Here is an 18,629-nt window from a genome sequence, read left to right on the forward strand (position 1 = left end):
TTCTTAGAAAGATGTAGAGTCTACTGCACGCATTTTAAAGCATTCTTGACCACCCAAGGATCCTGTTTGTTCATCCATCGACAAACTGTTTTAAGGCTTTGATAATAATCAATTATAGCAAGCGTTGAGATTCGTGTTTCTTGATTGCGCAATGCCAGTGAAAGATACTTTGGTAAGGCATCTCGTACATGAGCATAGAACGGGTGATTTTCAGCATAAGTTGCTAAACCGAAATGAATAATGATTGCATGTACTTCTGGTTTTTTAGCGCCTAAGGTTTGCACCATTTTAATACTTTCAATCAATTCCTCGTCAAATTCACCCAATCGCCATTTCACTAAGATTAAGGATGCGTAAGTCACTGGCCAGGTTGGTCGTTGTTGTATAGCTGCACTGTAAAGGGCCTTCGCTTGTTGTAGGTCTCCAATTTCATTGCTGCTTCCGGATAAAGCACCCCATTCAAATACCTGACCAAGCATGTCAGTATAAACTGGATGCGCAGGGTGAAGTGCTTTTGCTCTTTCTAAATGAGATTTTGCTCTTGCTATGTCTTCAGTGTTTTTTACTGACTCGGTTTCTTGCCATTGAGAAATGAGATTTTTAACTGCATAGAAGTCTAAACTAGATAGCGCAAAACGTGCGCTATGGAAAATACCCACTAAAGATATAAGCAACACGAGTATTAACATTAGATTTGTTCGAATTAACTCTAAGGCTTTTTGTAACATAGCAATATTCCCTACCGCCACTGCAAATCAGCAGTAATCAGAGCAGGTGTTGTATGCGTTAAACGTTTAACATCTTCAGCACTGAGTAAACTGTCTAGCTCGACTCGAGCTGCTTTCATATCGTTCGGTCGCCGGTGAATGCTATGCATATCTGAAGCAATATAATCAATCAGACCATCGCTTAACATTTTAACAGCTAAATCTTTCACGCGCTCATTAAACCGATTGGTAAATGCGCCGGCAGTAACTTGGAATAAACAGCCTTGTTTCTTCAAGCTTGTTGCTTTTCGGTAATCCGCAATGATATCCCTGTTTCTCTCTGGGTGTGGAATAACAGGCTGTATTCCCGACTTCAACAACCACTTGATCAGATTTTCGACGCCCGGTGGAATATGGCTATGAGGTAGCTCCAGTAATAACACAGAACGCCCTTCCCATGAGCCTAAAAAGGGTAGTTGTTTATTCGCAACCCAAGATACAATTTCTGGGCATATTCTAACTTCACCAGAATACGCTAATTTTATAGGTATTGCTTTGGACTTTACTTCATAGCACAATAGGTCGTATGCATTTAGGATAGTCGATAGGTCATTATCATATACACCTTGATGAATATGTGGCGTACAGACAATATGAGTCACATCAGCAGCAATCGATTGTTCAATAAGCGCAATGGCATCATCCATGGTTTTAGCACCATCATCAATGCCGGGTAGGATGTGGCTGTGTAAATCTATCAACTCTTCGCGTCGTCTGATGGGTAACTGTTGTAACCATATTGGTCATAGAAACCAGAATATTCACCCGTTTTCTTGGCCTTTTTCAAATCAACCTGGTTTAGTACAACACCGTCGACCCGATTTCCAATCTGTAAGAACCGACTTAAACCTGTATTGATCACTTTATGACTAGTGCTGTCCGCTCGAACGACATAAACGACCGAATCACAGAGCTTAGAAACGACCACTGCGTCGCTCACAGCTTGGGTAGGTGCACTATCAACAATAATATAGTCATACATTGTCTTTAAAGCTGACATTAACTCTTTGAATTGATCAGATGCCAGTAACTCTTGAGGGTTTGGGGGCACTGAACCTGAGCATATTAAATCTACCCCAGACTGTTCATCAGTCACAATGCACTCATCTAAACTATGGGTACCCGCTATCAAGTTTGCTAAGCCCGGCTGAAAACCTGGAAGGTCGAACTGTTTAGCAAGCGTTGGGCGTCTCAAATCGGTATCTAACAACAACACTTTATTCAGTTGCCCGATAGCAAATGCGAGATTGATTGATACGGTACTTTTACCCTCTTTGGGCACACTAGAGGTAACCAATATCGTTTGTGAAGGTTTATCTAAATTCAGTAACTGTAAACTCGTACGTAGTGTCCTTACTGCCTCACTGAACATATGATGCTGTTTATCGAAGAAGTGCCTCAGCGCTAAGTTTTCAGACTTTTTGTGGGCTTGCCATGGAATAATCCCTAGCATACGCTGCCCCAACTTTCTTTCCACATCATCTACTGAGCGAATCCCAGCATTCAATGCTTCTAATGCCAACGCAAGAAAAACACCAAAGCCCATACTAAGAACGAACGCAGCAACAATAATAAGGGCTTTTTTTGGTTTAGCAGCTTGTGTTGGCGCAACTGCAGCATCAAGTACACGCGCATTTGCTGACTCAAAGCCACCTAATTGATCAGTTTCTTTTAAACGGGTGAAGAAGGAGTTATACAGCTGTTGGTTAGTATCGACTTCACGCTGTAGCCCTTTTCTCTGATTCTCTAAACTTGAGAGCTTTCTAAACTCAGCCTTTGCTTGCTCAACATCTTGAGTCAATTTCTTCACTTTTGATTGAGCGCTTCGATATTCCGTATTAATGCCAGAAATCAACACCGCAACTTGTTTCTGAATACTTTGCTGAATTGAGTTTAATTCTGCATTGGCGGCTATCATTTTGGGATGCTTTGGACCGTAAACTTCTCTGAGTTCAGAAACCTTACTCTGAGCAACCACTTCTTCTCGTTTGATAGACTGAATAGAGGGATGATTTAATACTTCAGGCAGGCTTGAAAGTTCTTCTATTCCTACGCCAGCCTGATTTACTTGTTCATAAATACTACGAGTTCTTTGAAGTAAAACTTGAGCTTCAATCAGCTGATCACTAAGTTGTTGCAGTTGCTCAGATGCCAAACCAACTACGCCATCGATATCAACAAGTTGTTCTCTTTCGTAAAAGTCAGATAAGTTCTTTTCTGCCTCATTCAGCTTAAGCCTTAAGCCCTGAAGGCTTTCGTTTAACCATGAGGTTGCTTTTGACGTCATATCAAGTTTGGCTTCAAGGTAGCTTTCAATATAAACATCTGCGAAGGTATTTGCGATTTGAGCTGCTAACTGAGCATCCTCACTTTCGAAAGAAATTTCAACGACCTGTGTGTTCTTGAGAGGTTTAATAGTGACGTTATTCATAAGCTGCAAAACAGCATAATTCAAACGTCTGTTAAACGCTTGTTCCTCTGAAACTATACCTTCTTCGGCTTGCGGTAAAAACGGTAACAGTCCCTTGAGAGAGTCTAGAGTATTCGATAAACCAGATTTATTCTGTTGAAGCAGCTCAACGTTAAATAAAGGATTGTCATATAAGCCTAGTTCTCTAGCAACTTTGGTCGCTATTTGTCTAGACCTCAGTATTTCGAACTGTGTCTCAAAGTACTCTTTGCGGCTAGAATCTAAACCATAAACTTCTTCGATCGAGAGCACATTTGCTTGTTCTGCTTCAATGAGCAAGGACGCTGTTGCGATGTACCTTGGGGTAATTGAAAGCACCAGTAAAGCAACTAATATAGTTAAAAAAAAGGCAAGACCCAGAATACGCCACAAATATCTTTTAACAGTGTTCCAATACTGAGCAAAGTCGATAATGTCCGCCCCTATCAACTTTGCTTCAATTTGTTCAACTTTTTCGATTGTCATCTATTACAACTCTGGCTTAAAAGAAGCGTTCTTTAACTGTGACGATGTCACCGGGAAAAATAATATCTATTTCGGTCGCTTCCAATTCAGTCTCGACACCAGAAATATTACGAATTATGAGTACTTTGGATGGGTTTGCACGTTCGGTATAGCCACCAGCAAGAGCGGCAGCTTTGTTAACTGAGAGGGCTGGCTGATAAGGGTAGCCACCAGGCTTATTAACTGCACCGTCGATGAAAAATGGACGATATTCAACGACTGTGACTGAGACCGAGGGATTTACTAAATAATCACCTCGCAAACCTTTATCAATGAGCGCTTCAACTTCATTCGCTGTAAGACCCACAAGGTTTATATCCCCTAAAAACGGGTAATTTATAACGCCAATATTTGATAGCTTAGTTTCTACCATTAGGTCTTGCTGACCAAATACACTTATCTTGATGACGTCGCCCGAACCAAGACGATATTGGTCGAACTGTTGCGCTGAATGCGCCTGAACAGCAATTATCATCGATAATGCGATTAAGAGCTTCGCAAATAAGCTAAAGCTAGTGGATATAGTCATTGCTATACAAAACCCTCTTTATAATCTTTAAATTAAAGCGTAAATAATGCGTTGATCAAAATTTGGTTACGATCATATACAATGGTCGCTCTGTTGCTGTCTCGCTCATCTCGAATATAACCTAACTCAAAATTTATCCAACGTCTGAATTGGTAGTACATAGAAGCCCTAAACCGCGCTAAGTCGTCTTGTCTTACGCCAATACTCTCGACAGTTTGCCCTTCATAGCGGTCATTGCCCCACGTGTAAGATACACGAGTTCTTAACCTATCCAACCATTCATGGCGCCATTCAACTTGATAGTCACGACCGCGGATAAAGTTTCCTTCTCCATTAGTCTCATTCGTGTTAGCGCCTGTTGTCAGTTCGACTGTAGAATATTCCACAGGTTCCCATAAAATCCCCGCTTCCCAATCAACACCATCGAAGTCTTCACGAAATGGACTATCGAAGTCTTTCTCTTGATAACCTATTTTTGCATAACCAGAAGTCTGTGCTGTTGCTTCCCAGTCTAGTCCGATTAAATACGAAACCTGGGTGCTATCCAAGGGAGAGTCAGCATTCAGGTCAAATTTATAGCTGACATCTGTATGGATGATGTCGAACACCAAATCTGTGGTTGCGCCAACACGATAGTAGAACGTACTACCCAGAGTAGAGAATGTGCGATCACGAGCCATGTACTGGGGTGTCGAAATATCGTAGTCTCGGTTAGTCACGTTAAAATTGAGGTCTAGACGACCGTCAGCGTTAAACGCACCGTACGAGTACAAAATATCAAACTCAGCTTGTTTAAATTGATCTGGTTTGTTTAGGTCATCACCACTTCCAATAGAGAAACCGGTACCTCGGTCCTCATGGGTGTCGCTAAAATCAATGCCTATATCTAAGCGATGACGAGAGTTAAGTTCATATTCTACACCTGCTTCAAAGAAGTGGTCGGTATAGTTATCAATTGGACTGCTAAAAAAACGCTCATTACGCAAACGGTAGCCCACCGTCACTTGACTGCTACCAAAGTTGGTAAGCATTACCGCTTGAGGAGAAATGATTTGAGACCAACTGCTCGTTTCATTTTGTGAGGCACGCGTGATATTGTCGTCATAGCGAAATCCAACATCTAGTGTTGGAGTGAGGTCAAAGCCACCAAATTCGATGCTTGAGGCATCTTCAAACTGCTGAGCATGAGCGAGTGCGCATGAACTTGTGAGTGCAACGATAAGTGCCGTTTTTGTGAATTTCATTCCTTTGCCTTTGTTATTCTGCTGGTGTTGACATGGCTATCTTTCCAAACGATTCTCTATCGCTTACGTAAGTAGCTCAACAACGTCACTCTGAGGCCTGATTGTAGCTCATCTTAGCGGTGAAGCACAATGCTCAAGTGCTCAGTTTCACGCTTTTTATTGACGCAGAAATGCGGCACTTCCGAATAAAAAAGAGAATAGTTACAAGTACCTAGTAATCACAAATTTTAGCGCGTACCATTAGCGCATATGTAAACGCCGACTCCATAGGTGAGTTTTTATAGTTGACCAAGCTCTTGGTTTCTATATGTGAGAAAAATGAACAAGCAAAAAACGAATCAAAGCCGTCGAACCGGCATTATTCAGTCCAACCAAAGTAGCTTCTCAACAATGTATCGCCTTGTTGACTTAATAGCGATTGCCTTCTTGTTTTTTTTGATTCTTGAGTCTAAGCAAGAAAAATTTGAAGCTGACAGTTGGATTCTCCTATCACTTGGGCTCATCGTATTTAATGTGACCGCTGAAGCACTCGACCTTTATCGATCTTGGCGAACACAATCAACAACGATCCTGATTAAGTACACAACAATTGCATGGCTAGTGACGTCTTCCGTCATCGTTGTCTTTTCCTACTTTTTCCCGGAATTAGCGAAATATGATGAAACCATAATATTGATTTGGATATTCTCTACTTTTCCCGCTCTCGCCGCGTGGCGTATCGTCTTTAGAGAAATCTTGTTTATACAAAGGAAACAAGGCCGCAATACTAGAAAAGCAGCCATTATTGGAGGAACTCCTGCGGGCTACCATCTGGCAACGCAGATTTTGGAAAATAACCATTTAGGAATAAAGCTAGATGGGATTTATGATGATAGAGACATGAATCGCTTACCCTTAGAGTTCCACGATCAAATTGTTGGCAATATTGAAGAGGCCATATCTAAAGCGAAGAAAGGCACGATTGACTTTATTTACGTTGCCATGCCCATGAGTGCAGAAGCGCGCATTATGGAAATTCTTAATCGTTGCAGCGATACTACCTGCTCTGTATACATCATTCCTAATTTCTTTATCTACAACCTTCTACACGCTCGCTGGCAAACTGTCGGTTCAGTGCAAACCTTGAGCGTTTTTGATACACCGTTTCAAGGTGCAAATAATGTATTGAAACGTATCGAAGATCTTATTTTTAGCTGCATTATTCTGAGCATTGTCGCGATTCCAATGCTGTTCATCGCAATTGGAATAAAACTAAGCTCCAAAGGCCCTGTTATCTTCAAACAAAACAGGTATGGCTTAGATGGTAAACAAATCAAGGTATATAAATTCAGGACGATGCGCACTGCTGACAATGGAGATGTTATTCAGCAAGCTACGAAAGGTGATAGCAGAGTAACGCCTTTTGGTGCTTTTCTAAGAAGACGCTCATTAGACGAATTACCTCAGTTTTTTAATGTGTTGCAAGGGCGCATGTCGATAGTAGGCCCTCGCCCACATGCAATTGCTCATAATGAGCAATATCGCGAGTTAATTGAAGGTTACATGCTACGTCATAAAGTGAAACCTGGTATCACCGGGTGGGCTCAAATCAATGGCTTCCGTGGAGAGACTGAAACGGTGAACAAAATGGTCAAACGTGTGGAGTATGACCTTGACTATATCCATCGCTGGTCAGTTTGGTTAGACGTGAAGATCATCTTAAAATCAATCATTAAAGGTTTCTCAGATAAAAACGCTTATTGAGCTTTCAGCGATTTATCTGCGTAACACATTGTTGAATTAATATTAGTTGAGGACTTTGCTTGATTCCTTTGGTCTTTCACCCTATTTATAGCCAACTTGACCTGCCAGTTCGTCATCGATTTCCTATTGAAAAATATCAAGGGATCAAGAACGCACTGCTCGAAAAAGGTGTTCCCGAGCAACAATTTTCTAGCCCAAGTCCACTAGACACCAAAGCACTCTCTAGCGTTTATGACCCTAATTATGTAAGAGATTTGTGCACAGGTAGTTTAGATCCTAAAGCTATGCGTCGAATTGGATTTCCTTGGTCAGAGCAATTAATACAACGGACCTTAACCGCAGCCGGCGGAACAGTATTAACCGCTGAGCTAGCGCTAAACTCCGGGAAAGCATTAAATTTAACGGGTGGTTATCACCACGCCTTCGCTAATTTTGGTTCCGGTTTTTGTATGATCAACGATTTATACTTAGCTGCCTTGCACATGCTTCAATCTCCAAACATAGATAAAGTGCTTATTTTTGATTGTGACGTTCATCAAGGGGATGGCACTGCAAAACTCGCTGAAAACAACCCATCGGTTTATACCGTGTCTATTCATGGCGAAAAGAACTTTCCTTATCGTAAGCAGCGTAGCAACCTAGATTTCGGCTTAAGCAAAGGCACTGAAGATGATGAGTTTCTTACCACTGTGGAACAAGCCTGGCATATGGCGATCGCATACTTTCAACCAGACGCTGTGATTTATGATGCTGGAGTGGATGTGCATATAGATGATGATTTAGGTCATTTGAATATTACCACAGAAGGCGTTTATGCCCGAGACGCGTTTATTTTTCAGCAGTGCAAGACATTAGGCTTGCCTGTAGCTGCGGTTATCGGCGGCGGCTATCAGCGTAATATTGATGCCCTAGTTGATGTGCATTTACAGCTATTTAAAGCCGCGGGGGTGTTCAGTTAAACTTGCGAACCTCGCTAAAATTCCGCTATTTTCACACTAAGCCTTATAGAATCATTTTGATTGCACACTGAGTATTTATACACTATTCTTATGCATCAAAAATGAGCTTGTCCTTTTGGGAGATTACAGGAAGTGAACAACACCGAAATCATCAACGAAATGCCTCATGCCCAGCGTGAGCGACTTGCATTCATTGACTTTTGTTTACAGTTTTTTGGACATATTTCGCGCAACGATTTGGTTACTCGGTTCCAAACTGGCCTCGCAGCCTGTACTCGAGACTTTGCTGCGTACAGAGATCTCGCAGCGAAAAACCTGTTGCTTGACCACTCAACCAAACAATATTACCGAACAAGTGAATTCCGGCCGTTATTTAAATATGAACCAGATATCATTTTACATTCACTGAGCCGGGGTTTTGGAAACGGTATATCAAACTACACACAACCCTCCGAACAATGCTTTGATGCGGTTCAGTTAATTCACCCTGACAGCAGTATTATTGCAGCTCTCATGCGCGCAATTCATAATCAGCAATTATGTGAAGTTGATTATGTCTCCATTAGCTCTGGTGAAAGTAAACGCCAATTGGTTCCCCACGCTTTAATCAATAATGGTCATCGTTGGCATGTAAGAGCTTACGACTGTAAGAATGAAAGCTTCAGAGACTTTGTATGTACACGTTTCACTTCGATCACGACACTCGAGAGCGAACCTGACGCGCATCAATTGTCCGGTGCTGATTCTCAGTTTCATCAAATGATTAATCTCGTTTTGATCCCGCACCCTAGTATTAAAAATCCGATGGCGATTGAAATGGATTTCGCTATGGCCAATGGACGTAAAATTATGCCGACAAGAGCCGCGCTCGCTGCATATATTTTAAGGCAATGGCAGGTCGACTGTTCCGAAGGACACAGAATTACTGGGCAAGGTTGTCAGTTAGCTTTGGAAAATACTGATGTGTTGCAGCGTATCGAAAACCCAAGCTTGGCACCTGGCTATTCAAGTACAAACTAAATCCCTCTTGATTTTGTCTTTTTGGCACTTAGATCCTCAGTGAAATGAACTACTTAGTTTATTCTCTGTAATAACTTTGTATAGCTCAGGAACTTTACTGAATAATCAAGGGTCTTTATAAAGCGTATATAGCGGCTACTTGATTTAGTACCTGTACTCTCTAACACTCATCGGTTTAAGGTAGATAACATGTCACAAATTCATCGATTAGAAGAACAGCAACACCAACAGCACAATGAAGCTTTGATTAAATTGACTGTTTTGTTATATCAAATCGATGGGAAAATCACCTTGAGTGAGCAGGATTATTTTGATGACTTGGTAGACGAAATGAGCTGGCATAGTGGTATTTCCAAAGAAGCTTTTATAAACGACGCAATTCATCAAGCTAGAGAGGCAATAGATGGCTTTGCGGCGCCCGACTTTATTCGTTCGCTATCAGACGAGCTCAATATTGACGCAGCGCGCTCACTCGAAGTCGCTATGGCGATCACCAAAGTTGATGGCGAGCGCAGCGAAGAGGAGGTCGAACTTCTTGCCTTGCTCGCTAACCGAGTATTAGCCCGGGGTCTTGTCGCTTAAACACTCGCTCTTGCGGCACTCTCGACTTGAAAGACCTTGCCATACTTTTTACACAGTATGGCTGAAGCGATTGTTCCAATCACACCTGGTGCGATCCAAAATACTAATTGCCAATAGCCTAGCCCCTCAAACATGGTTCTGCCGCCAAAAGCCAGAAATGCTGTATAGGCACCGATGCCTGAACCAATAAACGAACCAATATGCTCAAAAACCCACTTGCGTTCACCCATTTCGGCTTTTAGGCAATAACGCAGCATACTGCATGCTAAAAAGAACCCTAATATTCCGAACACAAGATGCAAGACACGACCCCCTGACACACCAAAGTAAATCATAATAGGACCACCTATCAACAGTGCTACTATAGGCGCAAGATAGGAAAACTTGCGTAAGGCACTTCTGTTTTCTTTCACTTTGATTACCGCAACAGCATGGCGAGTCACAGTGAAACTGAGAATACTTAAATACAGCAAATATGCCCAAAATATTCTGACCACACCTACCATTCTCTCTGGATCACTTGATTGCGCTATCATCTCTGCTTTCATTGTCTGTGGCATAGCGATAACCATCAGTGACATAACAAAACCACCTAACGCAACAATGTACATTGATGTCTTGTAAAAAAGGCCGAATTTAACGTGATTCAACTGACCTTTTTTCGTGAACAATGGCACCCAAAATAAGACAAGGGCGATACTGCCGAAGACAATATGAATAATAAATAACAAGGAATGAAAGTAAGTCATAGTAAACTCCGCATAAGTCGTTTGTTTGAATTGTTTTATCAGTGAATCCATACTAGCCGCTCAAAAAGAGATACGAGAGTGCCATTAGTCATGACGTAAAAAGTGACTTTTTACCTATCGCACTTGCAGGCAAAACACTGCTATTCTTTCAACAAGAAAAAACAGACAGAAATGAATAACATGACAATCACTCAAGCACCTGTGCAAAAGAAACCGCTTTGGCAACGCCTTTCTATTTCTATAGAGAGCGCATCTGCATTGCTTACATGGGCCCTAGTCAGCGGAAGTGCATTATACTTTATGTACGGTATGGAAAAGCTATCGGACAGTGCGCTCCCAATAGCCGCTGCGTTATTTCTGACTTACATTGTGCTATGGCTTAGCTTGATAAGAGAACGTCCGTATAAAAACGATGGTCGAGTGCGTACTATCTTTCTTTTCCTACTTTTTAGCACGGTAGTAGGTATCTACTTTGTGGTTCCTTTCGTCTACACCGCTATTTTCATGGTGATTTGGAGCGCTGCATTACCCTACTTTATCAGCGCTAGATTGGCTTTCATGCTATCACCTCTGTGGTCTGCAGTTTTATGGGCAGTTTACGAGTATCATTGGGGTTTCAGCGGAATGATTGTTTCCGCCCTTTTATTCTGGACCTTTAACTTGTTTGCTTTGGTCATGGTCACCACCACAATCAAAGAGAAAAACACGAGAGAAACGGTAGAAACGATTAATCGAGAACTCGTTTCTACCCAACACCTATTGAGCCAAGCTGCTGAACAAGCAGAAAGAGTGCGGATTGCGCGCAACATACATGACTTATTGGGTCATCACTTAACGGCATTAACGATTAACTTGCAGGTTGCAGGGCGTCAACTTGACCAGCTCGATACAGACAATGAACAAGCAACGCAAAAACAAACGATCAAAGATTCTATCGAGCAATGTCACAGCTTGTCTAAATTATTACTGAGCGATGTGCGTGAGGCTGTGTCTGATATACGAGATAAATCATCGATTCGACTAGAAAGTGCAATAAAGGCGATTAGTGACAGACTACCTAGCATCGATATCACCGTGGATTACCCTGACAATATTAGCATCGAAGACGTTACGCTAGCTGATGTACTGATCAAATGTATCCAAGAAAGCTTTACGAATAGTCTGAAGCATGGGAAAGCAAGCGAAGTTAAGGTCTCTTTTTCTCAACACTCAAATCATGTTCAAGTTGCTATTCAAGACAATGGCAATCATACTCAGAGTAAGCAATTAAAGGCCAACAAGCACGTTAGAGATGGCTTACAAAAAGATATCGAAATCCAACGAGGAAATGGCCTAACGGGTATCGAAGAGCGTCTTGCGTTAGTCGATGGCAAAGCAGAATTTCAACGCAACGAAAAAGGATTTTTAACTATGCTAAGTGTTCCGGTAATGTTACATGATTAAAGTATTGCTTGTAGATGACCAAACCCTCGTTCGACAAGGTATTCACAGCTTACTTTCGCTCTCTGATAAAGTTGAGGTTGTGGCGCAAGCCAGTGATGGACAAGAAGCCATAAACGCCATCAATTTGGCCGCAAATGGCGGCATTGATATTGTGCTCATGGATATTCGTATGCCGAATTTAAACGGAATCGAAACTCTCAACAAACTCAAAGAAATGCAATGCACTATTCCAGTCATCATGCTGACCACTTTTGATGACCATGAATCTGTAATGAAAGCCCTTCAAGCCGGAGCGAAAGGCTACTTGCTTAAAGATGTTTCGTTGGAAACCTTGGTCGAAGCAATACAGACAGTAAATGCTGGCAACACCTTAATCCAACCCGCTATAACCGAACGCTTGATCCAAGGTTTACAAGGCGTGAAAGGTGAGTTTGAATCTAGCGAAATGCCCGAAGCGCTGTCTAACAGGGAAACCGAAATTTTACGTCTGCTCGCTGCTGGATGCAGTAATAGAGAAATGGCGGAAAGCCTGTTCAAATCAGAAGGGACAATTAAAAATCAAGTCAGCAGTATTTTGTCAAAGCTGGGCGTTAGAGACCGAACTCGAGCTGTTTTAAAAGCGATTGAACTAGGCATCATTTAAACGTTTACCGCACCAAAACGAACAGGCGGTTAATTGCGAAACAAACAGAACACGCTCAAGCAACAATCGCTTAGAAAGTAAGATACCAATATGAGTAATAACAAAACATGAAGTCGATTAACCTATTAGCATTCGGACTACTGTTTAGCCAACTAGCCTTCGCGCTAAATTTAGAAAAAGACGTCACACTACCCCTAGAGTGCCACTCCATACCAGAGCACAGTGACTCTCTGTGTATCGTCGATACTGCCTCACCAAGCATGCCCGTTAACGATGTCGTTTTTTATCGCCAAGATAAGTTCGGTAACTTCGTTTTACTGGAGGCTATCAAAGGAGATGTTGCACATGTGTTTATAAAAGACTTTTCTAAAGGTGGGAAATACACAGTCATTGGCTATGCTGAAGAAGGACATCCAAGCTTTATCATCTATGAAACTGACACCTTTCTCGCTCGTTCTCGTCCAGTTAAAAGCGTGGCTGTCATATCCAACTATTTTATTACCAATATCGTATCGCTAGATGATGAGGGCAATGCAATCCTTGAACTAATGGATTTGCCCAGTGACATCCAAAGTCAGGAAAGCTGTATACCGTCAGCGCAACTGCCCAAGCACACCGATACTGAGCTTTGCCACATCGCTTACTCAATATATCAACATTCTTCGCCGTACTAGTTGTTTGAGCAACAAACTCATTAATAATTATCTCTGCTGCGAAGCCAAAGAACTTTCAAATGGTCTAAAAATAAGGGGCCACCCTTAGGTGACCCCAATTTTTATTTGCATTTAATACTTGCTGAGTCTGCAGTATCGAATGAAAATTCAATATCACTTACGCTTAATTGAATATTGCCAGTACTTAGTAAGTGGAAGGGTACTACCAAGCCAGAAAAATCGACACCTTGCTGACTGAAGCACTGTAAATCAACGGATAGTGCGTGCCACTTATCTTTTTCCATTGCTTTCAAGTTCTCGGTAATATCAACACTGCCACGACAGCTGCCTGGAGCATCACCTTCGCTCTCGCAACTCATGTTTAACATCACCGCTTCCGTTATAGCCGACTCAGGTTTGATCATGAATGATAAACTGGACTTATTAAGAAGTTCATTGCTGATATCTTCGCGGAAGAAACTCTTACTTGCTATCTTAAGTCCTGAGGGAACTGTAGCGTCAGTGAGTGTCATTCTAATAGCGTCTTCTTGTACTTCCTTATCAATAGTGCGATAGCTCAGCGTTCCCAATGAAGCTGTACTAGCGACAACAAGCTCTTCCTTGTCACCTTCGCTAAGTAGCAAGACCCAAGGTTTTTGCATCGTCCCTGTGAAGATTTTCTTACCGGTCGAAAACGCCTCAAGCTCTTCGTATGTCTCACTCAAGTCATTTCCTAACGTGTCTTTCGAGTCATAACTTAAGCCATAACCGTAGGGGAATAATGGTGAATAATCCTCATCACCTTTGTTCAACACCGCATCATATGGTGAGTTAGGCCATGAAAATGACAAGCGGCCTGTGAAATCATATTGACGCTTTCCATCGGCATCAGTAAACAGTACATCCGCTACCGCACTACCTTCTGAGCCTGGCAGCCACAAAGCAACAAAAGCATCGCTGTTGTTGAGCTCTTGATTCACCCACATAGGTCGACCGCTAATAAATAGTGCCACGACAGGGATATCTTGCTTTTGTAGTTTCTTCAACAGTGCCAGATCAGACTTTTGACCTCGCTGATAATCTAAGTGCTCTCTGTCGCCATGACCTTCTGCATACGGCTCCTCACCAAAAACAACGATAGCAACATCAGGTTTCTTGAAAAAGTCACCATTTTCATTTAACTCAACACTACCATTTGCTGCACTAACTTGGGCTTTGACACCGTCATAAATAGAGGTGCCGCCCGGGAATTCTTCATTGGTATTGTTGGTGCCTTGCCAAGTGATTGTCCAACCGCCAGATTGTTTGCCAATGTTGTTGGCACCATCACCTGCAACTAAAATGTGCGTATTTGGATTAAGTGGTAATAGCGCCTCATTATTCTTCAGCATTACAAGCGATTCACGCACAGCTTGTTTGGCAATATCTCTATGCGCTTTTTGACCGATCAACTCGGTTTTACCTGAAAACTTCCTATTTGCTGGACTAGGCTTCTCAAACAGACCTGCTCTCAACTTTACTCGCAATATTCGAGTCACCGCATCATCAATACGAGACATTGGGATGATGCCTTCATTCACTTGGCGAACAAGATTTTCATATAGCGGTTTCCAGGCGCTTGTTGGCACCATGAAGATGTCCAAACCCGCATTTGCTGCTTGCGCACAATCACCGTTAGTGCAGCCTTTCACCTGTCCGTGTCCGTTCCAATCTCCGACAATGAAACCATCAAAGCCCATTTTTTCTTTCAATACATCGTTCAATAGATACTTATGGCCGTGAATTTTTTCACCGTGCCACGAGTTGAAAGACGCCATCACTGATTGAGCACCCGCTTCTAAACCACCCACATAGCCCTGCGCATGAATTTCGAAAAGTGCTTGTTCACTCGCAACATTATCACCTTGATCGTCGCCTCCTACAGTGCCACCATCTCCAACGAAATGTTTCACTGTGCTGATCACTCGATTGTCACTCAAGAAGTCTTGTCCGGCTCTGCCTTGCAAGCCTTTTACGATAGCTGCGGCATAATCACGTACAATCTCAGGATCTTCAGAATACGATTCGTAGGTGCGCCCCCAGCGGTCGTCTCGCACTGTGGCTACAGTCGGTGCAAAAACCCAATCGATTCCTGTCACCATCACTTCAGTCGCAGTAGCATTAGCAATTTTTTCAATTAGCTCGGGGTTGTTGGCAGCTCCCAAGCCAATATTGTGAGGAAATAAGGTCGCGCCAATCACATTATTGTGGCCATGTACGGCATCTGTGCCCCACATCGTAGGAATAGTCGAACCATCCAGACTATCGTCAATCGACGCTTGATAAAGATCTTCAGCTAACTTAATCCAATCTTCTGGTGTGGACTGTTTATTGCCCTGAGGAAATGAACCGCCACCATTTAAATAACTACCAAAACCATATTGGCGCATATCTTCAACCGTAATATCGCGAATTTCTGGTTGAATCATTTGTGCTACTTTTTGCTCCAATGTCATTGTTGCCATAATTTCTTGAATACGGCTTTCAACTTCATCGGTTTGTTTCACTTCAACGTTCAGCCTTGGCCAAATATCAATACCGTTTTTTTCTTGCATTGCAGGTTTCTCTTTTACTGGTTCAACAACTGACTCTTGGCTGCATGCCGATACTAAGCCCATAGCTAAACATAAAATTGGAAGATGCTTACGAAATGCCACGATCTGTTTTCCTCAAAACTATCAAAAATATAACGCGATTGACACAATCCAAACGCGCAATGTAAACGTTTACATTACATCATTTTAACAAGATTGCATACCATAGGTCGAAAAAATGCCGAGATTAGATTTTAACTATTTGAAATGAATGTAGAAATTGCAACGCGGAACGCATTACTCTACGAATAAGTTGAGATAACTCACTATCATCTGTTTGATTCGTTACCATTGCCTAACTGATTAAAAGTTGAGCCAGCCGATAAGCCGGGTTCTGTCGTGGGCAATCATTCGTCTAGGCCAACAATCACTCGTTGGCTCCAGCAACCTACCCGTTCCCAACGCGGGCCGCGCCATAAGGGAACCTATTTGGTCTTGCTCCGGGTGGAGTTTACCTTGCCATCCACTGTTACCAGCGATGCGGTGCGCTCTTACCGCACCCTTTCACCCTTACCAGTCGAAACTGGCGGTCTTCTCTCTGCTGCACTTGTCGTCGGCTTACGCCGCCCAGACGTTATCTGGCACCCTGCCCTGTGGAGCCCGGACTTTCCTCCCCTTGCAAACATGTAAACATGAAGAAAGCGGCGATTGCCTGGCTGGCTCAGGGCGGGAGTTTACACTAAACGTTAGCGTTGTGATATACGTTTTGCACGTCATCACAATCATTCAACATATCCATGAATTTTTCGTACATCGGCATGTCTTCTTCACTAATGTCTTTGGTGTCTTGAGGTACCCAAGTAATCTCCTCGAGATCTATTTCCAAGTCAGGAAATGCTTCATCAAGTGCTGTTTTACATTTGAAAAACTCTGTATGAGGCACAAACACAGTTACTGTGCCGTCATCGACTTCAACGTCAGACACATCTACGTCAGCTTCCATTAAAGCTTCAAGCACAACTTCATCGTCATCGCCCTTAAACCCGAAAACAGCAAAGTGATCAAACATAAACGCTGCAGAGCCTTGCGCACCTATTTTACAATTGGTTTTGGTAAAACAGTTGCGCACATCAGTAATGGTCCGGTTAGCGTTGTCTGATAAACAGTCAACTATTACCATGCAACCACCTGGACCAAAACCTTCGTAACGCATTGGTACGAAGTCTTCTCCAGCGCCACCGGCTGCTTTGTCGATTGCTTTCTCGATAACATGGCTAGGTACTTGGTCTTTCTTTGCTTTTTCAATCAATCGACGAAGCTGCAAATTGGCCTCTGGGTCAGTACCACCGTTTTTTGCAACAACATAAATTTCTTTACCATAGCGTGAATATACTTTGGTCTTTGCTCCGGCAGTTTTTGCCATAGAGGCTTTTCTTACTTCAAACTTTCTACCCATTTTTAATTCTCTTTATATGGATTAATTCAATGTTTTGGATTTTATGCGCAAGATTGTACTGTTTTTCATGCCCGGTGTCAGCACGCGTCTGTTAGGCGATATGTTGTAGCCCCAAGTACTCTCTTGATTGCATCTCTTGAAGGCGACTTAAACAACGTTGAAATTCAAAATTGAGTCGTCCTTGGGAATAGAGTTTCTCAAGAGGCGTTTCTGCAGACATGATCAACTTTACTTTCCGTTCATAAAACTCATCTACCATCGCAATAAAACGACGAGCGATATCATCAGAGCTGGCCCCCATTTGCTCTACATTTGCAATCAGTACAGTATGATAGCAACGACTAATCTCTATATAGTCTCTTTGACTGCGTGGACCATCACATATTGCTTTGAAATCGAACATCACAACACCATCAGCATCTCTCAAGGCGCTGATTTCACGACCTTCAACACTGATTTTCACATCACTCCTCCCTTCTTCAGGGGCGAGTTGAGTAAAATAGGTTTGCAAATTTGTTGTCGCTTCATCATCGAGTGGATAGTGGTAGATTTCAGCTTGCTCTAGGGTGCGCAATCGATAATCGACTCCGCTATCGACATTCACAACACGGGTGTTCTGATTAATCAGTTCAATCGCGGGCAAAAAGCGTGCACGTTGTAATCCGTTTCGATATAACTCGTCTGGAATGATATTGGACGTCGCAACAAGGACTATGCCATGGCTGAACAGTTCCTCCATCAGGGTTCCAAGGATCATAGCATCAGTGATATCTGACACAAAGAATTCATCGAAGCAGATAACTCTCGCTTCCTCCGATAATTTCTTAGCAATGATTTTTAGGGGATCTTCCTTCCCATCTAATATTTTGAGTTCAGAATGGACGCGATGCATAAAACGGTGGAAGTGCACACGCATTTTGCGTTCAAATGGCAGGCATTCATAGAAAGTGTCGACTAGGTAAGTTTTGCCTCTACCAACACCGCCCCAAAAGTAAATCCCTTGAATACTGGGATTGTGCATGCCTTTTCCAAAGGCCTGTTTGATTTTGACACGCCAAGACGGCTTGCGTTCTGGGTGAGTCAATTCATCATATAGTCTTTGTAACTCTTTAACGGCATTCTCTTGTGCTTCATCGTACTGAAAGTCAATCAACGACAAGTCGTCTTGATATTTTTCCCAAGGGGTCATGAATTTTCCAAAAAATCTACATTTATTGGGTTGAAAAACCGAATTAAGGCCAAAAATACGCATTATATGGGCAGTGATGACACACCGTAATGAGTATCGCTTTAA

The 18,629-nt window shown here is 42.4% G+C and carries 16 protein-coding genes and 1 other RNA gene; 7 read left to right on the plus strand and 10 right to left on the minus strand.

All coding sequences use genetic code 11. The annotated features are described in order from the left end of the window. Window positions 1-20: 20 nt before the first annotated feature. The 5 genes from RM556_RS11605 to RM556_RS11625 all read right to left on the minus strand — a co-directional run bounded on the left by RM556_RS11605 (window position 21) and on the right by RM556_RS11625 (window position 5,514). Window positions 21-728, minus strand: a complete 708-nt coding sequence (locus RM556_RS11605; RefSeq protein WP_311374653.1) for a VpsP family polysaccharide biosynthesis protein — start codon at window positions 726-728, stop codon at window positions 21-23. Window positions 729-739: 11 nt separating this feature from the next. Then, window positions 740-1,468: a CpsB/CapC family capsule biosynthesis tyrosine phosphatase gene (locus RM556_RS11610; protein ID WP_311362844.1), complete on the minus strand. Its 729-nt coding sequence runs from the start codon at window positions 1,466-1,468 to the stop codon at window positions 740-742. Next, window positions 1,465-3,702, minus strand: a complete 2,238-nt coding sequence (locus tag RM556_RS11615; RefSeq protein ID WP_311362845.1) for a polysaccharide biosynthesis tyrosine autokinase — start codon at window positions 3,700-3,702, stop codon at window positions 1,465-1,467. The genes RM556_RS11610 and RM556_RS11615 overlap by 4 nt, the downstream gene beginning before the upstream one ends. A 16-nt stretch (window positions 3,703-3,718) precedes the next feature. Beyond that, complete coding sequence (locus RM556_RS11620; protein ID WP_311362928.1) at window positions 3,719-4,216, minus strand: polysaccharide biosynthesis/export family protein; 498 nt, start codon at window positions 4,214-4,216, stop codon at window positions 3,719-3,721. An 86-nt stretch (window positions 4,217-4,302) separates the two neighbouring features. After that, on the minus strand, window positions 4,303-5,514 hold the full coding sequence (locus RM556_RS11625; RefSeq protein WP_311374654.1) for an outer membrane beta-barrel protein: 1,212 nt from the start codon (window positions 5,512-5,514) through the stop codon (window positions 4,303-4,305). Window positions 5,515-5,832: 318 nt separating this feature from the next. Here RM556_RS11625 and RM556_RS11630 point away from each other — a divergent pair, with 318 nt between their 5' ends. From RM556_RS11630 to RM556_RS11645, 4 genes are all read left to right on the plus strand, one after another. Beyond that, window positions 5,833-7,257 (plus strand): undecaprenyl-phosphate glucose phosphotransferase, encoded by a 1,425-nt coding sequence (locus tag RM556_RS11630; RefSeq protein ID WP_311374655.1) that lies wholly within the window; start codon window positions 5,833-5,835, stop codon window positions 7,255-7,257. A 59-nt stretch (window positions 7,258-7,316) separates the two neighbouring features. Further along, window positions 7,317-8,216 carry a histone deacetylase gene (locus RM556_RS11635; RefSeq protein WP_311374656.1) on the plus strand — a complete coding sequence of 300 codons (900 nt, stop codon included), beginning with the start codon at window positions 7,317-7,319 and terminating at the stop codon, window positions 8,214-8,216. Window positions 8,217-8,348: 132 nt separating this feature from the next. Then, a complete protein-coding gene (locus tag RM556_RS11640; RefSeq protein WP_311362849.1) occupies window positions 8,349-9,236 on the plus strand; it encodes a WYL domain-containing protein in 888 nt (295 codons plus the stop codon). 189 nt (window positions 9,237-9,425) lie between these two features. Continuing rightward, window positions 9,426-9,818 (plus strand): TerB family tellurite resistance protein, encoded by a 393-nt coding sequence (locus tag RM556_RS11645; RefSeq protein WP_311362850.1) that lies wholly within the window; start codon window positions 9,426-9,428, stop codon window positions 9,816-9,818. Here the strand turns inward: RM556_RS11645 and RM556_RS11650 are convergent. Continuing rightward, a complete protein-coding gene (locus RM556_RS11650) occupies window positions 9,815-10,567 on the minus strand; it encodes a hypothetical protein (RefSeq protein ID WP_311374657.1) in 753 nt (250 codons plus the stop codon). The genes RM556_RS11645 and RM556_RS11650 overlap by 4 nt on opposite strands. A gap of 180 nt (window positions 10,568-10,747) precedes the next feature. Between RM556_RS11650 and RM556_RS11655 the strand changes: the two genes are divergently transcribed. From RM556_RS11655 to RM556_RS11665, 3 genes are all read left to right on the plus strand, one after another. Then, entirely contained in the window at window positions 10,748-12,010 is a 1,263-nt protein-coding gene (locus RM556_RS11655; RefSeq protein ID WP_311374658.1) for a histidine kinase, read from the plus strand. Continuing rightward, complete coding sequence (locus RM556_RS11660) at window positions 12,003-12,653, plus strand: response regulator transcription factor (protein ID WP_311374659.1); 651 nt, start codon at window positions 12,003-12,005, stop codon at window positions 12,651-12,653. The genes RM556_RS11655 and RM556_RS11660 overlap by 8 nt, the downstream gene beginning before the upstream one ends. Before the next feature lie 107 nt (window positions 12,654-12,760). After that, entirely contained in the window at window positions 12,761-13,327 is a 567-nt protein-coding gene (locus RM556_RS11665) for a hypothetical protein (RefSeq protein ID WP_311362854.1), read from the plus strand. Window positions 13,328-13,428: 101 nt separating this feature from the next. Here RM556_RS11665 and RM556_RS11670 read toward each other — a convergent pair whose 3' ends face one another. The 4 genes from RM556_RS11670 to zapE form a co-directional block, all read right to left on the minus strand. After that, the gene (locus RM556_RS11670; protein ID WP_311374692.1) at window positions 13,429-15,963 is read right to left on the minus strand and encodes an exo 1,3/1,4-beta-D-glucan glucohydrolase; all 2,535 of its coding nucleotides are present in this window, start codon (window positions 15,961-15,963) and stop codon (window positions 13,429-13,431) included. A gap of 283 nt (window positions 15,964-16,246) precedes the next feature. Further along, window positions 16,247-16,603: RNase P RNA component class A (rnpB, locus tag RM556_RS11675), an RNA gene on the minus strand. Between the two features lie 15 nt (window positions 16,604-16,618). Further along, entirely contained in the window at window positions 16,619-17,335 is a 717-nt protein-coding gene (locus RM556_RS11680; protein WP_311362855.1) for a YebC/PmpR family DNA-binding transcriptional regulator, read from the minus strand. 91 nt (window positions 17,336-17,426) lie between these two features. Further along, on the minus strand, window positions 17,427-18,524 hold the full coding sequence (gene zapE, locus RM556_RS11685) for a cell division protein ZapE (protein WP_311374660.1): 1,098 nt from the start codon (window positions 18,522-18,524) through the stop codon (window positions 17,427-17,429). Window positions 18,525-18,629: the final 105 nt, after the last annotated feature.

The organism is Alteromonas sp. W364, assembly GCF_031846205.1.
Lineage (GTDB): Bacteria > Pseudomonadota > Gammaproteobacteria > Enterobacterales > Alteromonadaceae > Glaciecola > Glaciecola blandensis.